We start from the raw sequence: 20,087 nt of genomic DNA on the forward strand, positions 1-20,087 counted from the left end.
GTTTTGGTGGAAATCTCTTAGGTGGCTATGAATAAAGTAACTGCGAATACCCCAACTATGAACTAGTGAGGCGCAAGGGTCAATTCATTCGGTAACTAGACGTAACTTTATCTCAGATGCGCAAGCGCCAAACCTGCTAGCAGGCTTGCGCAAAGGGGCAGCACCGAGTCGTCAAACTGAGCTCTAGTGCTGTGGTTTGTGGGGGCGGTATCGGGGTCGATCTCTGGCGGACAAGCCCCAACAAAAACAAAGGCCCCGGGCACCTGATGCACAATAGAAGCGAAATCCTCACCGCCGGCCATCGGGGTCGGCATTGTTGAATAACTGGATTCACCCACAAGTTCTTTGGCCACCTGCTCTACAACCTCTATGGCTTTGGGGTCATTCATCAAAACTTTTGTGGCCCTAGAGAATTCGAGCGTTGCGGTCACGCCATAATTTTTGGCAATCGAGTGAATTAGCTCGGGGGCCAATTGGTGAAGCAGCTGAGTGTTTCGCTCGGAGAAGGTCCGCACTGTCGCACCAAAACTTGCGGTATCCGGAATCACGTTGGTGGTAGCAGTATCTCCCGCTCGAATCCAGCCGACGTTGAGGATAACCGGATCAAATTGATCAAAACGCTTATTTAGCATCACCTGAAGTGCGGAAATGGCTTCCACCATCGGGGTTACCGGATCTTTTGAAAGCCAGGGCATCGAGCCGTGGCCGCCAGCACCAAAAAATGTTACGTTCAAATCTCCGGCGCTCGCCATCATCGGCCCAGCCTTGGAGGTTACGACCCCAAGCGGTAGTGAGGTGAAAACATGCAGACCGTAGGCTGCAATTGGGCGCTCGCCACTTAGCTCCAAGAACCCCTCTTCAATCATGATGTCGGCTCCATGGTGACCCTCTTCGCCGGGTTGAAACCAAATTAGGACATTGCCCTTCAGGTTTTCTCTTTCCTCAAATAACAGCCGCGCTGCCCCAACGGCGGCGGCCATGTGGAGATCGTGACCACAGGCGTGCATAAAGCCATTGGTGGATGCAAACGCAAGCCCGGTTTCTTCTTTTACGCTCAAAGCATCCATGTCGGCGCGCAGCAGAATTGTTGGCCCAGGTTTACCACCTCGAATCAAAAGCCCAATCGAATTTAGGCCCTTACCGAGGGTTATCTCACCCAGATCCCCCACTGCTTCTAGAAGACGAGCCTGAGTTTTGGGCAATCTAAGGGCAAACTCGGGTATCTGGTGCAACTGTCTTCGGAGCTCGACTAGCTCTTCTTTTAGGGTTTGGGCTCTTAGCAGCAGCTCTTGACTTGTGGGCATTTGGGCTCCCTTTCGCGTCTAATAATCTTTGCACTTTTACTATTGAGACATGTTCTTCAATCAAATGCACATTCGTTGGCAGGAATTACTGGCTCCGCAAGCTGAGTTACTTGCGGAGATTGAAGCCAGGGTGATGGCCGATTTAGACTCAATTCCTCAGGCCAAGCTCGTCATGAGGGCTTTCGAGCTGCCGCCAGAGGATTACCGAGTACTGATTGTTGGTCAGGATCCATACCCCAATCCACTCCACGCAACGGGCTTGGCTTTTGTAGTTCCGCCCGGCACTCACCCGCTACCACCAACCCTGGCAAACATATTTCGGGAGCTCAGAAGCGATTTGGGGGAGTTTATGGTCAAAACCGGTGATATCTCCCCCTGGGCCAATCGGGGAGTGATGCTACTGAATCGGCATTTAACCACCAAGGGTCAAAACTCCGCGGGCCACTTATTATTCGGCTGGGATAAGTTCACCACTTCGGCCGTGTCAGCGCTAGAAAGCGTCCGCGGCGAGAAACTGGTAGCAATTCTTTGGGGCCTTCGGGCTCAACAACTAAAGCCGCAATTATCCAATTCAACGCTGTTGCAAAGTGCGCACCCTTCACCACTTTCGAGCTACCGAGGGTTTTTTGGTTCAAAACCTTTTTCTAAAACCAATCGGGCTTTGATTCAGATGGGAGAAGCCCCCATCGATTGGAGCGCTTAGTCAGATGGCAGCTAGCTCTTGGCTACCTTTATCTCGCGCATTCTAGAATTTAGGATCTCAAGGGCATTAGAACCTAGGCCCTGGCTGGTAATCAAAACATCGGCTGCCTCGAAGCTTGCGAAAGATGAAAAGCCTCGGATTCCCCACTTGGTGTGATCTGCCATTATCACTTTCAAGCTGGCGTGCCGCATTACTTCGCGGTTGGTTTCTGACTCCACCAGGTTGGGAGAGGAAAAACCGAACTCGCTATCGATTCCGTGGGTCCCCATGAAGACTATGTCTAGGTTAAATCTCGCAAATACCTCGGCGGTCAAGTTCCCGACCAAAGAATCTGTGGGGGTTCTAACCCCTCCGGCCAAAACTACTATTTGGTCTGACTTGGGGCTTTGAGCAAAAAGGTCAGAGATCGGCACCGAGTTGGTCACGATGGTGAGTGAGGGCATATCAACCAGCTTCTTGGCCAGAGCATAGACCGAGCTGCCGCCCATCAGTGCGATGGCCTGACCGGGCCGAATCATCGAACTTGCAATATCGGCCATGGCCTCTTTCGCCAGCTGTTCTTTTTTGGAATTAATCGAAAAAGGTGGCTCGAGGGTGGATGAAAGCGAGTTCGCAGTTACGCCTCCGTGGACCTTATCCACCAGTCCTTGTTCGGCGAGTGACTCTACATCGCGCCGAATGGTTACCTCGGATACTGCAAGGGCTGCCGCTAAATCTGAAATGCGGGAAGCGCCCAGCGTCCCGACCTCTTCCAAGATGCGTTTTTTCCGTTGCGCAGCTAGCAAATCTTCCCCTCAGCCTCATCAATGATTCAAGATTATGGCTAATTAGTGTTTCTTTTTCATTTCCAACTAACAAAATGATTTCTTTTGTCGTTTTTAGTTCGAAATCTTTGGTTTGAAGATAGATTCATAAGCACAAATCGTAGAACGCAAACTTGCCCTGCTTGTTGGGCCAAAAGACCCCTAATACAAGAAAACAATTTTCAATAAGCGTTAGGAATAACCCTTTCGGGTAACCCAAGAAGAAGGTTCGAATTGCCAGAGCAAGATTTTCACCACCTGCGCCAAGATGGCGTGAGTTTACTGCTTGACCTTTCTGGTCAAACCGTGCAGCTCATGCACTATGGCAAAGCGCTTGGTCAAATCGAGTCGATAAAAGATTGGCAACTTAGCCAGCAGGAGCCGGTTGCCCACGGTGAGTTAGACGAGCCAATTTGGCCGGGACTTTACCGTGAGAATTCAAGGGGAAACATTGGTCGTCCCGCCTTATTGGGACACCGCTCCGGCCTCGATTGGTCACCGAAGTTCCTCTTGATTAACGTTGACAAAGCTGAAACCTTTCTAACCGCTGTTTCGCAAGACGCTCAGGCGGGTCTTGAAATAACCAGCAAGTTTGAGTTTGTTGGAGCCGGGGTTTTGGAGATCTCCCAGACCCTAAAAAACATCGGGGCTGCTGATTATTCGCTGGATGATCTGAGCGTCATCTTGCCACTTCCAGACCAGGTTTCTGAGTCGATGGATTTTGCCGGCAGATGGGTCAAGGAGCGCCAACCGCAGCGCAGGCAGATTCAGCCCGGGATGCAGGTGCGCGAGGTGCGCGAGGGTAGATCCAGTCACGACTACACAATTATTCAAATGGCGATGACCAAAGGCGCCAATTACCAGCAGGGTGAAATTTGGTCACTCGGGTTGATGTTCTCTGGTAATTCTCGGCACTTTATCGAGCGTCAGCAATCCGGCCGCAGTTTCATTGCCGCGGGGGAACTGCTACTTCCCGGTGAGGTGATTCTGAAACCCGGCGAGAGTTATGCTGCACCAAGTGTTGCCGCCAGCTATTCCGCAAATGGTTTTGATGAACTGACAAACCGACACTACGACTGGCTTCGCTCGAGGCCAAACCACCCTAAAAGAGCGAGGCCGCTAACCCTAAATGTTTGGGAGGCGGTCTATTTTGACCACAACCTAGAAAAGCTCTCGGAGCTTGCGGATGTGGCCAAGGAAATTGGCGTGGAGCGCTTTGTGCTTGACGATGGTTGGTTTGGATCGAGACGCAACGACACCCTCGGGTTAGGTGACTGGGTCGTATCTAGCGAGGTTTGGCCAAATGGCCTTGGCCCGCTCATTGAAAAAGTAAAAAGCTGCGGCATGGAGTTTGGTCTTTGGTTTGAGGGCGAGATGGTGAACCCGGATTCTGATGTCTACCGGGCGCACCCGGATTGGATTCTCAAAATTGGTGACCGAGTGCCGCCTCTGGGTAGGTTGCAACACGTTTTGGATATCACAAACCCCGATGCCTATCAGCACGTTCTAAACCAGACCGATGCGGTTTTGAAGCAATACGAAATTTCTTATATCAAATGGGATCACAATAAATTTCTCATCGAACCTGGCCACCAGGGCAAAGCCGCGGTTCGAAACCAGACATTGGCTATCTACCGACTCTTCGATGAGCTCAAAGCAAGGCACCCCGGCTTGGAAATTGAAAGCTGCTCTTCTGGAGGCGGCAGGGTCGATCTTGGGATGGTGGGCCACGCCGACAGGTTCTGGACTTCGGATTGCAATGACGCCTTGGAGCGGCAGTACATTCAGCGCTACACCCAGTTCGCAATACCGCCGGAACTACTTGGAAGCCATATTGGCCCAACCCACTCCCACACCACCGGTAGGATCCACGACTTATCTTTCAGGGCAATTACCGCGCTGTTTGGTCACGCGGGACTCGAGTGGGATTTGACCGAGACCACCGCCGAGGAACTTAAAGTTCTAAAGACTTGGGCTAGCTACTACAAAGCCAATCGCGAACTATTGCACACCGGCAAAATGGTCCGGGTCGACCAGCAAGACGATGCGGTGTTTGTGCATGGAGTCGTTTCTAAAGACAAGACAAGGGCCATCTTTGCCTGGGTAACCCTGTCGGGTCAGGCTGGATCGCGTCCCAACGCAATTCGGTTCGAGGGCCTGGAGAACGACAAGAATTATCGGCTAAAAGCCGTCTACCCAGCCGGGGAACCGCGCTGGCAGCAGCGGGCTGCGCCCAGCTGGCTTTTGGGCGTCACCCTCTCGGGCGCAGCCCTAAGCGGCACGGGTGTGAGAGCACCAATTGTTTACCCAGAACAGGCACTACTAATAGAAATAGAGGCAATCTAATGCTCGATCACTCCAAGCTATATTTTGGCGGCGACTACAACCCTGAGCAGTGGCCCAAAGAGGTGTGGGCAGAGGATATCGCGCTCATGCAAAAGGCCAATGTTAACTTGGTTTCGTTGGGGATTTTCTCCTGGGCAAAAATTGAGCAATCCGAAGGGGTCTATACCTTTGATTGGCTGGATGAAATTATGGACCTGCTAGATCAAGGCGGCATTGCGGTGGACATGGCCACAGCGACCGCCTCACCACCGGCCTGGCTCACTCTCAAGTACCCAAGCGTTTTGCCAATCAACTTTGATGGTGTGCAGCTTTCTCATGGAGGGCGGCAGCAATATTGCGCCGCATCATCGATCTATCGGGAAAAAGCGGCAGCTTTGGTTGAGCAAATCGCCAAGCGTTACGCCAAGCACCCTGCCATCAAGATGTGGCACGTGAACAACGAATATGGTTGCCATGCCCCTTATTGCTATTGCGATGAGTCCCGTAAATCATTTGTTAATTGGCTAAAGAATCATTACGCATCGATTGAAGAGCTGAACACCTCTTGGGGGACGGACTTTTGGTCGCAGCGCTATTACAGCTGGGAAGAGATTGTGGTTCCAAAGCGCACCCCGGATGGCACCCATCCAAACCCGGGTCAACAGATTGATTTTAAGCGCTTTAGTAATGATGTCACCCTGGAGCTTTTCAAAATGGAGCGCGACATTATCAAAAAATATGACCCAATCAAACCGGTCACCACCAACTTTATGTCCATGAAGTTCACCTATGCGATGGACTATTTTGCCTGGGCCAAAGAGGTGGATTTTGTCTCTACCGATCACTACTTGGCTCAGCACGATATCGAAAATCACATCGATTTGGCGCAAATGGCGGACCTTACCCGAGCCTTTGCAAAAGGTAAGCAGTGGCTTTTGATGGAACACAGCTCTTCGGCAGTGAACTGGCAGCCAAAAAACTACGCGAAGATTCCGGGCCAAGAAATTAGAAACTCCCTTAGCTTTGTCTCTCGAGGATCCCAGGGTTCAATGTATTTCCAGTGGCGTCAATCACAAGCCGGCTCCGAGCGCATGCACTCCTCAATGCTCCCGCACGCTGGTGAAGACACCCGCGTGTTCCGCGAGGTAGCAGAGCTTGGCGCAATCTTGGCCGCTCATCCTGAAATCAGTTCCTATGAAACCGATAAGGCAGCGGTCGCCATGGTGTTTGACTACGAGCAAATTTGGGCGATGATGCAGGCAAATATGCCAACCGATGACCTGAGCTACCCCGACACGGTAGCAAGCTGGTACCGAGCGCTATATAAGGAGGGCATCAAGGTTGACTTTGTGCCAGCCAATGCCGATTTAGAAACCCTCAAGGGCTACCAGCTAGTGCTTATGCCAATGGCCCACATGCTCACTGAATCAGAAGAAAAAACCTTCACCGATTACGCAACCGGCGGTGGCAACTTGGTGGTGGGTTACTTCTCGAACATTACCGATCGAACCCTCAGGGTGAAGCTCGGCGGTTATGGCGGCAACCTAGTGAAGGACGTCATCGGGGTCTATGTCGAGGAGTACTACCCGCTTCGCGAAGCAAGCATCAAACTCTCCAATGGCTTCACCGCGAAGCTTTGGAGCGAGCTCTCGAGGCTAAACGGCGCCGAAGCCATTGCCACCTTCGAAGGTGGCGATGCCAAGGGCTCAGTGGCTTTGGCCAAGCGAGACCTTGGATCTTCGACCGCCTGGTATCAAGGCACCGAGCTGGAAGATGATTCGCAGCGCAAGTTCTTTAGCGGAATCTGCAAGGAACTTGGCATTGAAAGTGTTGGTGGAGAGCACCTGGAGATCACTAAGCGTGGACCCTTTACCTTTGAGATTGATAACGCTAAGAACACCTTCAAGGTGACGAGGGACTAGCCGCTAGGAATCTTGCATCCGGGGCAGTTTTGGTTAAGTGGCCCTAACTTATTGCTCCCTAATCGGGTTTTTTATGATTTCTAATCGGGTTATTTATGAATTAGTAGATGGGGCTGGTTGCATGTACGGCCTTGAGCAAGGCCAGGATTCTGGGCTAACTAAAGAAACCCTAGATTCTAGAATCTAGGGTTTCAGTTTAGGTTTTTTACTGCTTATTATCTGTGCGGGTAGAGGGACTTGAACCCCCACGCCTCTCGGCGCCAGAACCTAAATCTGGTGCGTCTGCCAATTTCGCCATACCCGCATTGGAACTTTGATAGCTTAGCGGTTTTTGCCCTGTGGATAACTCAAAGCAGCAATTCTGAAGATTTGGCAGAGTTCCGCTATGCAGAACTTAGAAAACGTGCTTCAGCGCACCAGGGCGCTCATTAGAACCAGCGGCATGGCGCCGCAGGGCGCCACTGCCGTTGCTATCGATGAGCTCTCAGAGAGCTCAGTCTCGGCGCTGGATGAACTATTACTTCAGCAAGACGCGATGCGAGAACTCTCGGGACTTGGGGTATTGCAGCCTTATTTGGATAATCCCAAAATTGAGGAAATTTGGATCAATAGGCCAAACGAATTGCACTTTTACGATTTCTCCGGACACCAGGTTGTCAATCTAGAGCTCAGCGCCCAAACGGTCCGTAATCTGACCTATCGAATGCTCAAATCATCGGGCCGCCGAATTGATCGGCTCACCCCTTTTGTTGATGCCGCATTGGCCGATGGGTCACGCTTACACGTGGTGATACCCGAGGTCACCAAAGAGTTTTGGTCGATAAACATTAGGAAATTTCGCAAGAGCCATCGCACCCTCTCAGACTTAGTTGCCTCCGGCACCATCACCTTGGAGCAGCAAGAAGTTTTAGCCAATGCCATCAAGGATCAAAAGAGCCTGTTGATTGCCGGTGCCACCCAGGCCGGCAAGACCACCCTGATGACGGCATTGCTAAATGAAATGCCCGCTGATGAGCGACTAGTTTCTTGCGAGGACACCTTTGAGCTATCGGTTACTCATAACGACTGGGTGGCTATGCAAACTAGGCCCGCTTCCCCGGAGGGGGCTCCCGAGATCAGCCTTCGTGAATTAGTTCGTCAAGCACTTCGCATGCGCCCCTCACGTCTTGTGATCGGCGAGGTGCGAGGGCCGGAGGCGTTGGACATGTTGGTGGCGCTGAATTCGGGCATTCCGGGCCTGTGCACCATTCACGCCTCAAGCGCCAAGGCGGCAATTAGAAAGCTTTTGACCCTGCCGCTTTTAGCGGGAGACAACATCACCGATGCTTTTTTGCGCCCAACCATAACCTCGGCTTTTGATTTGGCCATTTTTTGCAAACGTGAAGCCGATGGCACAAGAAAAGTGACAGAGATTATTGAGGTGACAAGTGAAGTTCTGGACTGAGCTGGTTGAATCGGCAGGTCTTTTTCGGCAACGAAAAGAGCTAGCTCTTCTGGTTCTCGCGCTGCCATTGCTATTTGGATTAGTCCTGTTTTTGATAACCGGTGTCCCGGGGCTTGCGGTTTGCTTGGCGCTTTTAGCGCTGGGGGCGGAAGTGGAGATTTTGCGCCTCAGGGCCAATTCGCGAAGCGCCGCCTTGGATAAAGTTTGGCCGGCTGTTTTTGACTCTTTTCAAAATGCCGCTGCGGCCGGCATTGGTCTCGAGGAGCAGCTTGAGTATCTAGCTCAAAAAGGGCCATTAATCCTTAGGCAATATTTTCAAGAGTTCGCAGTGCTTTTAGATAAGGGGGTATCCCTAGATCTGGCTAGTAATCATTTTCGAGCTCGGACCGGGCATCGCCAGGCCGATTATTTGACTCTAATGCTCGAGCTATCAAGCGAACTGGGTGGTCGCTCGATGGCAAGTAACTGGGAAAGGGCTGCCAACGAAATTAGGTCTGAGCAAGCGGTTTTGGGTCAGGTGCTCGCCAAGCAGGGCTGGGTATCCGGTAGCGCCAAAGTAGCGCTTCTGGCACCCTGGTTGATTGCTTTGGTATTAATTCAAGTGCCACAAAATAAGGTCGCCTTTGCCTCGGAGCTGGGGGCCGTGATCCTTGTTCTGGGTCTCGGGCTGAGTCTGGTGGCGTATTCGCTTGTGAATCGAATGGGCAAGCTTCCGATGCCAGGGAGGCTCTTCTATGCCAATTAGCAATCGAATCATGGCTCAGCATCTTGCGCCTGAGATCAAGGGAAAATTTGACCCAGAGCTTATTCGAGCAAGGTTCAAATCCCTTTTCAATAAAAAACCCCTAGGACAACTGGCCTTGGAAATTCCGGATGTTTTGCAGGCACTCGGGTTGCTGCTGAAAAATGGTCTGCCGGTCGGGGTGGCTCTGAGCTGGTTGTCCCCGAGGCTCTCGGGGGTTTTGGGGCAAGAGCTAAAAGCACTTGTGGCAAATCTTGAGCTTGGTGCTGATTTAGCCCAGGAAATTAGAGATCTAGCGGATCGCTCGCCGGATCCCGGGGTGATTGAGTTGGCCGAAAAACTTGTCAGCGCGATTGAGCGCGGGGCGCCAATTTCAAACCAAGTCATGCAGTTGGCCGAGTCTCAGCGGCAGCTATTGGCCAGAAATCTTTTACGAAGGGCGGGATCAAACGAAACCAAGATGCTGATTCCAACAATCTTTTTAATCTTGCCGGTGACCGTTTTGTTCGCGGTGTTTCCATCGGTTTTAGTGCTCCAAACCCAAATCTAAGAAAGGAAGAACAAATGAATAAGCTCAAAGAAGATAACGGGGATGTTCCCGGCTGGGTACTAATCACATTAATGACTGCCGGTTTGGTTGTTCTGATCTGGGCCTTTGCTGGCCCTGCACTGCAGGGGGTATTTGATCAGGCACTCAGCCGAGTGGTTTCGTTTTGAAAGATCAAGGGAATGCGATTTTGGCCACCGTGATTAATTTGACCCTCACCACGATGATCTCACTCTCGGTGATAACGCTAAGTTTTTCGGCCTATCACACTCTCTTGATTCGGGATGCTGCGGTCAAGGCTGCGAGCAGTTCGGCACTAGCCGAAACTCCGGGACAGCAAAAATATTTACTGAAGCTCTTAAAGCAATCCTTACCAATGCTTTCCAACTACCAGGTGCAGGAATTTGGCGATGATCGGTTTATCGGTTATCGAGTCAGGGCATTAGTGCCCGGGCTCGGTTTCATTAGTGAGCTTTTGCCAATAGAGGTGCAGGCCGTTGCGGCCCGCGAGATCATCTAGCGATCGGGGCTCCACCCTCATCGAAACGTTGCTGTGGAGCGCGCTCTTGCTGGCTCCGATTGGCCCGTCCTTCTTTTTATACCAACAGGTTTCCGATCAATTGGCGGCCGAATCCATTGCCATGCAGGGTCTAAGGGCTGCCATGTTGCAGCCCGAAGCCGGTTGGCAAGAGGAACTGGGTAGGCACTTGCCATTGCTAGCGCAGAGTTGGGGCAAGAGTTTGGGGTTGGCTGATTTGAGCTGTGGTGAATGTGGCCCTGGAGATCTTGTCACCCTGGAAGTGCGGGTGGGTGACGCGGTGGCGATTCAAACCGCGGGGATTGAGCCGGAGTGAGATCCGATAAAGGAACCATAGCGCCTTATATTGCAGGGCTATTGGCTCTGATGTTATTTACGATTCTTGGGTCAGTAACCGTTGGCACCAGCTTGATCGCAGCTAATCGTATTCAGGCAGTTGCCGATGCTGCGATTGTCTATGGTCACGATAGGGCTCATAAAAAAGGCATTCCCAACGAGTCGAAGCTTCGCGTAGAGATTGCTATTTTCATGCAGGCTGCACCCAGCGCCAAGCGGCTAACTGCTCTGAGCTATCGGGCAGAGATTACTGGCGAGTATTCGAATTTGGAAGTGTGTGCGAGGTTTGTGAACCCAATCGGCATCGGGGTGAATTCGGGTTTGATCTGCAGAAGCTCAAAGGCCAAGAGCTTTTTAATTCCCTGAAGCCTTTTTATGCGGTGCGTACTTAGGTAGGTAGCGCCAAAAAAGATACGCTCCTAAAAAGTTCAACAGCCCAGCCGACGCCATCGCCCCTGAAAGCCCTATGAATGCGGTTAGTAACGAGATCAGCCCGGGGGAGACCACGACACCGCCGGAGACCATGAACCTAAACGCCGCTAAGAATTCACTCCGCGAACCAGTTGGTGCAAGATCCGCCCCCAGCACCATGTTGATTCCGGCCGATAGCGCATTGGCCAAGGCTGTGACCGAGGCCAGAACCCAAAAGCTAGCCAGGTCGGTGACCATGAAGGTGAATAGGTAAACGGTGCCCAAGGTTAGAAGTGTGGGGACCGAGGACCAAAACTTGCCGTATTTATCCATGATGATGCCCGATAGGTAAAAGAGCGTGAAGTCGATAAAGCCGGTTATGCCAAAAATAAAGGATGCCGTCGCAGGGTCGATCCCAAGCTGAATCGCCAGAAGCGGCAGGCCAATCAACCGGATGGTTCTTCCGGCAGACAAGATCGCCACTGCCACCCCCAGGGTGGCCAGTTTGGGCGACTCTCTTTTGGCAACGGCCCAGATATTGCCGTTTTGTCCGGATTGAGCGGGGGCTAGGGTTCGCTTCGGTGCGCCAAATACCGTTGCAGCGGTTGCTAAGCAAATCAACGAAGCGGCCAGATAGCCGCTTTGCAGGCCAAAAAGAGATATGAAAGCGGAGCCGATGACCGGCCCAATCGCAGCACCAGCTCGGAACATCCCACCAACCAGAGACATTGATTTGGGTCGGTGCCTAATCGGAACGAGTTCGGCCATCAGCGAATGCCTGGCAAGACCAAAAAGCGAGTGGGCCGCTCCAAATAGAATCGCGGCCATTAGCAGGGCAAAATAACCAAGTTCAAAAAAGGCACTCAAGGTAATGAGAGCTCCGGCAATCGATGCAAAAAGCATTGATCGGCGCTCGCCGATTCTTGAATTTACCCAGGAGGCGGGTAATTCAAATAACAGAGTTCCCAGCATTAGGGCAGTTGTGATGATTCCAGCCTGAGCCAAACTGAAACCATAAAGGGTTGCTGAGACTGGAAGAATCGGCAGCAGCGCGCCTTCGGCTGCTGTGAATAACAGCGATGGAAGGTATATCGAGGTGGCCAGATTACGTTTTCTGAATTCACCTGGAGACATGTGCCTAATTATCTACCCCTAGCTCCCACCAAAGCCGCCCCGAAGATTAATAGCGCGGCCATTAGGAGCGGCCAGGTTAAATCTTGACCCGTGACCAATAGTGCGAAGGTGGTTGAACATAGTGGTGTGAAAAATGCAATCAACCCAACCCGCTGGGGGTTACCGTGCTTTAGGGCGTAATCCCAAAGATAGAAAGAACCACCCAGTGGGCCAATCCCCATCAGAATCAACCAAAGCCACTGGGTCGAAGAAATCTCCACCGGAGCCTCCAGGAAAAAGTGCCCGAGAAGCGCCAGTAAACCCGCCACCAAGGCAAAACTTCCAACCTGAGCGGTTGGAAAGCTCCCAATCCTTTTAGACCCGAGCGAGTAGGTGGCCCAGATCACCGCTGCAATAAGCGCATAAACATAGCCAATTTCAAATGCCCTCGAGAAACCAGCTCCACTCAAAATGGCGATGGCGGCCCCTGAAAACCCAATGATTGCTGACAAAACATGCTTGAGACCCAGTCGAAGCTGGTGAAAAAATAGCGGTGCTAAGACCACAATCAAAAGTGGCCACAGGTAGTTCACTAAATTCGCCTGCACCGCGGGCGCATTTTGCAGACCGGCAAACAGCGCCACGTGGTAGCCAAAGAGGCCGTAGACCCCGAGCAAGAGGGTCTTTGCCTCTGGTACTAATTTTCGGAAATTTCCCCTGACTAGAAACACCGAGATCAAACTGCCGAATAAAAGTGCGATGCCGGTCATCAGTAATGGTGGTATCTCACCCAGGGCGATAGCCAGGCTTGCCAAAGAGGCCCAAAGTAGGACTGCACCAATTGCGGCTAGATCACTTCTCACAATCGAAATCTTATTCAGCTGCGGCTGCAAATGCGCGAGAGGCTTATGGGCTTTAGTGACAATTCTTTTGTTTACTGCTTTGTTACACAACTGCAATTCAGTGTTGCCCCAAACCTAAATCTCTGCTTTAGAGTTGAGTCGTCCAGTGTGGGGGCCTGCGTCCCCATGGCTGCGATCCAACTACAAGGAGAAATATGAAGAAATTCCGCGGAATTGGCCTGGTAGCTGGTTTTAGCGCTCTGGCACTAACCCTTTCGGGCTGTGCAGCAACAGAGGAGCTAACTCCAACCGCCAGTCCAACTGAGAGTGCAGCTGCGACTGCACCGCTAATCACTGTTGCATGGAACGACCTAATAGACGATTTCAACACCAACAGCGCTTCTGGTAACAACACAGCTAACGCAGTTGCCATGTACCTAATGTCTTCGGGCTTCAGCTACTACGACAATGGTCCAACCTTGGTGAAGAACACCGACTTTGGTTCCTACGAGGTAGTAACTCAGGACCCACTAACCGTCAAATACACCATTAACGACGACGTCGTTTGGTCAGACGGTGTTCCAGTTGATGGCGCCGACATGCTTTTGGCATGGGCCACCATTTTCGGTTACGGTCTAGACGCCAACGGTGAGTTCTTGTTCCAGCACGCTAACCCGCGCGAGGACCTGGCTTCCAAACTTCCAACTGTTGACGGCAAGTCGATTACCTTCGAGTACGACAAGCAGTACGTTGACTGGGAGCTTCAGTTCGGCGTTGGCGTATCGGCTCACGGTACCGTGCAGATGGCTTACCCAGAGGTAACCGATGCTGCTGCAGCTAAGACTGCACTAATCGATGCCATCATGAGCAACGACTTGGCTTACCTAGCGCCAGTTGCAGCTACTTGGAACTCTGCTTACCAGAGCCCAAACACTCCAGAGAACGCTCTAGTAGCGCTTTCAACCGGACCATACATGGTCGAAGAGCTAGTTGAGGAGCAGTACCTAACTGTTGTTCGCAACCCGCTATACACCTGGGGCCCAGCTCCAAAGTATGACCGCGTAACCATTCGTCAGATCGAAGATTCAACCGCAGCTGTTCAGGCAGTAGATAACGGTGAGATTCAGATCGCTTCGGGTCAGCCAACCGCTGACGTGCTAGCTCTAGTTCAGGCACTTACCAACGCCGACTATGCAGGTGGCGACGAGGGTACCTACGAGCACGTTGACCTAACCTTCAATAACGGTGGCCCGTTCGACCCAGCCAGCTACGGTGGCGACGCTACCAAGGCCCAGCTAGTTCGTCAGGCGTTCTTGCTTTCAGTACCACGTACCGAGATCCTAGACAAGATCATCAAGCCGCTAAATCCGAACGCTTCATTGCGTACCTCAGCCCTATTTATTCCAGGCGCTGATGGCTACGACCAGGCCGAGGCTGCTTACGCGCTTTACCTGGGTACCGATGACGAGAACCGCGCCAAGGCCAAGGATCTATTGGCTCAGGCTGGAGTAACCACTCCAATCGAAGTTGGCTTCTGGTACCCAGAGGGCAACGTTCGCCGAGGCCAGCAGTACGAGCTAATCAAGATCTCAGCTGACTCGGTTGGCTTTACCTTGGTTGACGAGTCCGAGCCAAACTGGGAGTTCACCGACACCGCGGCCATGCCAATCAACCCGCACGACGCAGTTATCTTCGGATGGCAGTCAACCTCCCTAGCAGTTACTGGCACCGACCAGTACCTAGGAACCAAAAAGCCTTCTAACTTCGGTGGATACTCTTCCACCGTGGTCGATGGTTTCTTGTCTGAGCTAGACACCGCGCTTGACCCAGCGCGCCAGATTGAGCTACGTGTGAACGTCGAAGCGGAATTGGCAAAGGATGGTTACAGCATCACCATCTTCCAGTTCCCAGGCCTAACCTGGTGGGACAAGAGTGTCACCAACGTCAAGACCAACGTTCTATCACCAAACTACTTCTGGAACTTCTGGGAGTGGACACCAAACGCTCAGTAACATAGCGACATAGCGTCATTAAGAATATGGGGGTCACTGCAAGCTTGCGGTGACCCCCATATCTATGGCTTAAAGGCAAAACATGCTCAGTTTCATCATTCGCAGACTCGCCTCCACTCTGGTGGTATTGCTGGTCGCATCTTTTATCGTTTATCAGCTCACTGCCATTTCTGGCGATCCACTCAGGGACCTCAGGGCTTCAATCGATCTTTCGGCACAAGCGAAAATCGCGTATCTAACCGATGCTCTGAATCTAGACGTCCCCCCAATTTTGCGTTATTTCCTCTGGCTCGCAGGGGCCGCGGGCTTTTTGATTGGCCGCGGCGACCTCGGGATCTCAATCGCCAAGGGCGAGGCCCCGGTAATTGACGCACTAGCAGGCGCCATGTTCTCAACACTGCAGTTGATCACCTTGGCCACCGTATTGTCGATCGTTGTTGGTGTTGCGGTTGGTATGACCACCGCGCTGCGTCAGTATTCCGGCTATGACTACAGCGTTACTTTTTTTGCTTTTGTTTTCTATTCTTTGCCAATCTTCTGGGTCGCAGTATTACTCAAGGAGTTCGGTGCAATTCGCTTCAACAGATTCTTAGAAGATCCGGTTTTCTCCACCACAGCAATTTCCACCATCGCGTTGATATTGGCGGTGGTCTCCACCGGGATAGCCGGTGGTGGCCTAAAGACCAGAATCCGAGTGTTCTTGGGCTCCCTAGTACTTTCTGCCGCACTTCTAATTGCCATGAACCTAAGCGGCTGGCTCAAGACCCCGTCAATCGGGCTGGTGGGTGTCGTGCTCACGACCGCGATGATTGCGGGGATTGCGCTATTGCTTTCCACCGGGTTTAGCCAAAAACGCGCGGTAATTATCGTGGGCGCAATGGCACTAATAGCAGGGGCACTTTGGCTACCTGGTCAATACCTGTTTTTCTACCTGGAGGGCCCAATGGGCATCCTTGCAGCGATTGCCGGCATGGCCGCAATCGGCGTTGGCCTCGGGTTCGCTTTTGGTGGAGACGGCAAGCGCGATATCGCAAGAACCGCCGGCATTGTCGGCGGTTTCGGTGGATTGATTTTGGTTATCGACGAGGCCATGCAGTACTGGAGTCGCTACCTAGAGCTCATTCCAATGCAGACCGGATTTGTGTCGACTATTGGTGCGGTGACTCCAACCATTGGCCGCGAGAACAACATGTGGCTGTCGATTCTTGACTCCTACGCCCACTTGATTTTGCCAACTGCGGCTCTCATGATCATCTCGGTAGCGGGTTATACCCGCTACGCAAGAGCGTCTTTATTAGAGGTCTTAAACCAGGACTACATTCGCACCGCGCGCGCCAAGGGTCTAAATGAGCGCACGGTGATCGTTAGGCACGCATTCAGAAACGCCATGATCCCAATTGCCACCATTATTGCTTTTGATATCTCAGGTTTGATTGGTGGCGCAATCATCACCGAGCGAGTCTTCGCCTGGCAGGGCATGGGTGCTCTGTTTAATGCGGGGCTAAATGCCGTTGATGTGAACCTGGTGATGGGCTTTTTCTTAGTGACTGGTTTGTTTGCGGTGGTGGGAAACCTGGTTGCCGACCTCTTATACACGGCGCTTGATCCAAGAATTCGGGTGAACTAATGGCTAAGAAGAAAAAGCTAACCAATGAGACTCAAGCCAACCTTGAGATGACAATCGAGCAGCGTGAGACTGAAGGTCTCTCTCTGGGAAAGATTGTTCAAAAGCGCTTCTTCGCTCATAAAGCGGCCATGATTTCGCTCTTCACTTTGTTGTTTATTACCCTTTTGGCGTTCACCTCGGTCGGGACCATCATTGGTGGTTCGGGTCAGTTGATAACTGACCCGAACACCGGAAGACTTGCGCTTGATGGGTTTAGGATTCCGGGCTGGTGGCAATACAACTGGTATGAGAACTACGACGTCCTGAACCCTGGCGGAACTCCAACGCTAACCCTTTGGCCACCAAACCCCGGAGACCACCCATTTGGGCAAGATACTCTGGGTAAAGACATATTTGCTCGGGTAATGCGCGGCATGCAGCAGTCTTTGACGGTTATCGCACTGGTTGGTTTCATCAGCACGACCTTGGGTGTTGTGATCGGTTCGGTAGCTGGCTTCTTTAGAGGTTGGCTCGATAGCATCTTGATGCGCTTCACCGATGTAATCATCATCATCCCTACCCTTGTTTTGGGAGCGGTTCTAGGGCGCACCTTTGGCGGAAGTGCTTGGTCACTGGGCATCCTGCTTGGGCTAATCGCCTGGACGGGGCTTGCAAGGCTCGTGCGGGCTGAGTTCTTGTCTTTGCGCGAACGAGAGTTTGTCGATGCGGCAAGAGTTGCCGGGGCATCGAGTTTCCGAATTATCTTCCGCCACATCTTGCCGAACTCAATCGGTGTGATCGTGGTGAACGCGACTCTTTTGATGTCGGCTGCGATTCTTATTGAAACTTCTTTGAGCTTTTTAGGATTTGGAATAACTGCACCGGATATTTCACTGGGCCAAATCATCTCGGAATATAACGAGGCCTTTAAAACCAGGCCCTGGCTGTTCTGGTACCCGGGTCTATTTATTGTTTTGATTGCCCTAGCAATTAACTTTGTGGGAGACGGGCTCAGGGACGCCTTTGACCCGAGGCAAAGAAGGTTGCCGCGCACCGATGGCGCCATTCAAGACCTAAAGAACCTAATTGCAAAGCGCAGGGCTAACTAATGCAGCTGGCAACTAACTTGCTAACCAATAAAAGAAGCGGTGAGCACCAGCACCAAAAGCAGCAAGATGGTTTTGAGGTGCCAGCTGGTTGCGACGCTAGCCCTAAGTTCTTGGCCCTGGAGCTTTTCCCAGCGCTGCCTAATAACTGCAGCTGCGGCGCCAGAGTCGCTGGTGTTGAGGTCTCCTGGCCGAACAGTGCCAGCAAGATAAGTGGATTCGGGCAAAAAGGTACCTTGGTCACGAGTGGCAAAAAAGGCCGCGTGGCGACCCGGGGCAGTAGCTCCCCAAGCAACGTACTTTTTGTCACCAACGAACAAAGTCAGGGCATAACGAGTGTCGATGCGGCTGATGGCTCCCCAAGAAACATAGTGAGTTCGAAGCACATTAATGATTCGAACTCCACCCTCATCGATTTCAACCCTTGGCAACCAGAACAAAATCACAATCACATAGATCAGCAGCAGGATCACTGGCAGGGAGCCAATCGCCGCAGCGATTCCCTGGTTGGCAATGCTGGTAATAAAAGCCAGTGCCATCACAAAGCTAATGATGATTGTGATTACCCTGCCAAAGCGAGACTTGAAAACTTGCATGAGATAAATCTAGCTCTAGGAGTAATTGCCTAATGCAACAAAAAAACGCAATCATAGAAACCTCTGAGCTCTCAGTTGACTTTTGGGTGGATGGCGAATGGGTAATGGCTGCCTCGGGCATCAACTTCTCTGTCAGCCCGGGTGAGGTGTTGGCAATTGTGGGTGAGTCGGGTTCTGGTAAATCAACCAGCGCAATGAGCCTTTTGGGCCTATTGCCAGTCAACGGCCGAGCATCCGGCTCCGTCAAGTTACTGGGCGAAGAGCTAATCGGAGCCGATAAGAAGCGACTGCGGCAAATTCGCGGTAAAGAAATTGCCTTTATCTTCCAAGAGCCCATGACCGCTCTAAACCCGGTCTACACGATCGGCTTTCAGATCGTCGAGGCCCTGCAGGTTCACAACCCGGTGATGACCAAGAATCAGGCCAAGAAGCGCTCTCTCGAGCTTTTGGCAATGGTTGAGCTACCAGACCCGGAAAAAGCCTTTAACTCCTACCCCCATCAGCTTTCTGGTGGTCAGCGTCAGCGAGCCATGATTGCTCAGTCAATCTCCTGCGATCCGCTTCTGCTAATCGCAGACGAGCCGACCACCGCCCTTGACGTGACCGTCCAAGCTGAGATTTTGGACCTACTCAGAAACCTAAATAAACGGCTTGATTCGGCAATCATTTTGATTACCCACGACATGGGTGTCGTGGCCGATCTTTCAGACAACATGATCGTCATGAAAGATGGTGTGGTGGTTGAAAAAGGCACCACCTTAGACATCTTTAAGAATCCGTCCCACCAATACACCAAGGACCTTTTGGCGGCTGTTCCTCACCTTGGCTCCATTGAGGTCACAGAACCCAAGCCAAGGGCTCAGGGGGTCATCCCCACGCTGAAGATGGAAAACCTAAACATCGAATACCCAAAGCGCGGCAAGGTGCCAGCATTTTTGGCAGTAAAAGAAGCCAGCCTAGAGATTTATCCTGGTGAAGTCCTGGGCCTAGTGGGGGAGTCAGGTTCCGGCAAGACCACCATCGGCCGAGCTGTGGTTGGGCTACTGCCCATTAAGTCTGGTCAGCTTGAGGTTGCTGGGCAGAAGATGGTTGGAGTTTCAAAGCAAGAGCTGCAGGCCGTGCGAAGAAATATCGGAATTGTCTTTCAGGATCCTGGTTCTTCGCTCAACCCACGCTGGCCCATTGGCCAGTCAATCGCTGAGCCCTTATTGCTCGCTGGCCAAAATGAAAAAGAGCGCACCAACCGCGTTAGCGAACTATTGGATATGGTTGAGCTGCCCAAGACTTACCGAAACCGATATCCGCACGAACTTTCCGGTGGCCAGCGTCAACGGGTTGGAATCGCCAGAGCGCTTGCACTAAACCCGAAGTTATTAGTTGCCGATGAGCCAACTAGCGCCCTTGACGTTTCAGTGCAGGCCAGGGTTCTTGAGCTGTTGCAGGAGATTCAAAAAGAGCAGCAATTCGCAACTCTGTTTGTTTCTCACGACCTAGCGGTGGTTGACCTGTTGAGCGACCGGATTGCCGTAATGCAACACGGTGCCATTGTCGAGCAGGGCACCAAGGACCAGATTCTCAGAAACCCTCAGGTCGATTACACCAAGAAGCTGATTGCAGCTGTGCCGGTTCCGGATCCTGAGGAGCAAGAAAAACGCAGATCCGCCAGACGTAATTAATTCAGCCTATAACTTCCAGGTTGACCACTTTTACCTAAGCCAGATTTGTAAGAAAAAGAGC

The 20,087-nt window shown here is 52.0% G+C and carries 19 protein-coding genes and 1 tRNA gene; 14 read left to right on the forward strand and 6 right to left on the reverse strand.

Translation table 11 applies throughout. The features are described 5' to 3' along the window. Positions 1 to 107: 107 nt before the first annotated feature. The gene (locus BLP47_RS04355; RefSeq protein WP_091850714.1) at positions 108 to 1,304 is read right to left on the reverse strand and encodes a M20 family metallopeptidase; all 1,197 of its coding nucleotides are present in this window, start codon (positions 1,302 to 1,304) and stop codon (positions 108 to 110) included. Positions 1,305 to 1,353: 49 nt separating this feature from the next. Here BLP47_RS04355 and BLP47_RS04360 point away from each other — a divergent pair, with 49 nt between their 5' ends. Beyond that, positions 1,354 to 2,007, forward strand: a complete 654-nt coding sequence (locus BLP47_RS04360) for a uracil-DNA glycosylase (RefSeq protein WP_197672361.1) — start codon at positions 1,354 to 1,356, stop codon at positions 2,005 to 2,007. Positions 2,008 to 2,018: 11 nt separating this feature from the next. Here the strand turns inward: BLP47_RS04360 and BLP47_RS04365 are convergent, their stop codons facing one another. Further along, positions 2,019 to 2,792 (reverse strand): DeoR/GlpR family DNA-binding transcription regulator, encoded by a 774-nt coding sequence (locus BLP47_RS04365; protein WP_091850716.1) that lies wholly within the window; start codon positions 2,790 to 2,792, stop codon positions 2,019 to 2,021. 252 nt (positions 2,793 to 3,044) lie between these two features. On the opposite strand from BLP47_RS04365, the gene BLP47_RS04370 reads away from it, so the two are divergent. Next, complete coding sequence (locus tag BLP47_RS04370; protein WP_197672362.1) at positions 3,045 to 5,156, forward strand: alpha-galactosidase; 2,112 nt, start codon at positions 3,045 to 3,047, stop codon at positions 5,154 to 5,156. Beyond that, positions 5,156 to 7,057: a beta-galactosidase gene (locus tag BLP47_RS04375; RefSeq protein WP_091850719.1), complete on the forward strand. Its 1,902-nt coding sequence runs from the start codon at positions 5,156 to 5,158 to the stop codon at positions 7,055 to 7,057. The genes BLP47_RS04370 and BLP47_RS04375 overlap by 1 nt, the downstream gene beginning before the upstream one ends. A 222-nt stretch (positions 7,058 to 7,279) precedes the next feature. On the opposite strand, the gene BLP47_RS04380 is transcribed toward BLP47_RS04375, so the two are convergent. Then, a tRNA-Leu gene (locus tag BLP47_RS04380) sits at positions 7,280 to 7,361 on the reverse strand. An 81-nt stretch (positions 7,362 to 7,442) separates the two neighbouring features. Between BLP47_RS04380 and BLP47_RS04385 the strand changes: the two genes are divergently transcribed. The 7 genes from BLP47_RS04385 to BLP47_RS04410 are packed head-to-tail and all read left to right on the forward strand — an operon-like array spanning position 7,443 to position 11,030. Then, entirely contained in the window at positions 7,443 to 8,501 is a 1,059-nt protein-coding gene (locus BLP47_RS04385; RefSeq protein WP_091850721.1) for a CpaF family protein, read from the forward strand. After that, positions 8,485 to 9,246, forward strand: a complete 762-nt coding sequence (locus BLP47_RS04390) for a hypothetical protein (RefSeq protein WP_091850723.1) — start codon at positions 8,485 to 8,487, stop codon at positions 9,244 to 9,246. Before BLP47_RS04385 ends, BLP47_RS04390 begins: the two co-directional genes overlap by 17 nt. Next, positions 9,236 to 9,793 (forward strand): type II secretion system F family protein, encoded by a 558-nt coding sequence (locus BLP47_RS04395; RefSeq protein ID WP_091850725.1) that lies wholly within the window; start codon positions 9,236 to 9,238, stop codon positions 9,791 to 9,793. The genes BLP47_RS04390 and BLP47_RS04395 overlap by 11 nt, the downstream gene beginning before the upstream one ends. 14 nt (positions 9,794 to 9,807) lie before the next feature. Further along, positions 9,808 to 9,960, forward strand: a complete 153-nt coding sequence (locus BLP47_RS08515; RefSeq protein ID WP_172807175.1) for a hypothetical protein — start codon at positions 9,808 to 9,810, stop codon at positions 9,958 to 9,960. Further along, positions 9,957 to 10,310 carry a hypothetical protein gene (locus BLP47_RS04400; RefSeq protein ID WP_091850727.1) on the forward strand — a complete coding sequence of 118 codons (354 nt, stop codon included), beginning with the start codon at positions 9,957 to 9,959 and terminating at the stop codon, positions 10,308 to 10,310. Before BLP47_RS08515 ends, BLP47_RS04400 begins: the two co-directional genes overlap by 4 nt. A 46-nt stretch (positions 10,311 to 10,356) precedes the next feature. Then, positions 10,357 to 10,644, forward strand: a complete 288-nt coding sequence (locus BLP47_RS04405) for a hypothetical protein (RefSeq protein ID WP_157671485.1) — start codon at positions 10,357 to 10,359, stop codon at positions 10,642 to 10,644. Next, positions 10,641 to 11,030 carry a hypothetical protein gene (locus tag BLP47_RS04410; protein WP_157671487.1) on the forward strand — a complete coding sequence of 130 codons (390 nt, stop codon included), beginning with the start codon at positions 10,641 to 10,643 and terminating at the stop codon, positions 11,028 to 11,030. Before BLP47_RS04405 ends, BLP47_RS04410 begins: the two co-directional genes overlap by 4 nt. On the opposite strand, the gene BLP47_RS04415 is transcribed toward BLP47_RS04410, so the two are convergent. Continuing rightward, positions 11,019 to 12,209, reverse strand: coding sequence for an MFS transporter (locus BLP47_RS04415; protein ID WP_091850733.1), 1,191 nt, complete (start codon positions 12,207 to 12,209; stop codon positions 11,019 to 11,021). The two genes, BLP47_RS04410 and BLP47_RS04415, sit on opposite strands and share 12 nt — an antisense overlap. Before the next feature lie 8 nt (positions 12,210 to 12,217). Next, a complete protein-coding gene (locus BLP47_RS04420; protein WP_091852936.1) occupies positions 12,218 to 13,051 on the reverse strand; it encodes a DMT family transporter in 834 nt (277 codons plus the stop codon). Positions 13,052 to 13,245: 194 nt separating this feature from the next. Here BLP47_RS04420 and BLP47_RS04425 point away from each other — a divergent pair, with 194 nt between their 5' ends. The 3 genes from BLP47_RS04425 (at position 13,246) to BLP47_RS04435 (ending at position 17,757) form a co-directional block, all read left to right on the forward strand. Continuing rightward, a complete protein-coding gene (locus BLP47_RS04425) occupies positions 13,246 to 15,042 on the forward strand; it encodes an ABC transporter family substrate-binding protein (RefSeq protein ID WP_091850735.1) in 1,797 nt (598 codons plus the stop codon). A gap of 82 nt (positions 15,043 to 15,124) precedes the next feature. Beyond that, entirely contained in the window at positions 15,125 to 16,669 is a 1,545-nt protein-coding gene (locus BLP47_RS04430) for an ABC transporter permease (RefSeq protein ID WP_091850737.1), read from the forward strand. After that, positions 16,669 to 17,757 (forward strand): ABC transporter permease, encoded by a 1,089-nt coding sequence (locus BLP47_RS04435; RefSeq protein WP_091850739.1) that lies wholly within the window; start codon positions 16,669 to 16,671, stop codon positions 17,755 to 17,757. The genes BLP47_RS04430 and BLP47_RS04435 overlap by 1 nt, the downstream gene beginning before the upstream one ends. Positions 17,758 to 17,777: 20 nt before the next feature. On the opposite strand, the gene BLP47_RS04440 is transcribed toward BLP47_RS04435, so the two are convergent. Further along, entirely contained in the window at positions 17,778 to 18,350 is a 573-nt protein-coding gene (locus BLP47_RS04440; RefSeq protein ID WP_091850741.1) for a PH domain-containing protein, read from the reverse strand. Between the two features lie 32 nt (positions 18,351 to 18,382). Here BLP47_RS04440 and BLP47_RS04445 point away from each other — a divergent pair, with 32 nt between their 5' ends. Next, a complete protein-coding gene (locus tag BLP47_RS04445; protein WP_091850743.1) occupies positions 18,383 to 20,026 on the forward strand; it encodes an ABC transporter ATP-binding protein in 1,644 nt (547 codons plus the stop codon). The last annotated feature ends 61 nt before the right edge of the window (positions 20,027 to 20,087 follow it).

This window comes from Candidatus Aquiluna sp. UB-MaderosW2red (assembly GCF_900100865.1).
Lineage (GTDB): Bacteria > Actinomycetota > Actinomycetes > Actinomycetales > Microbacteriaceae > Aquiluna.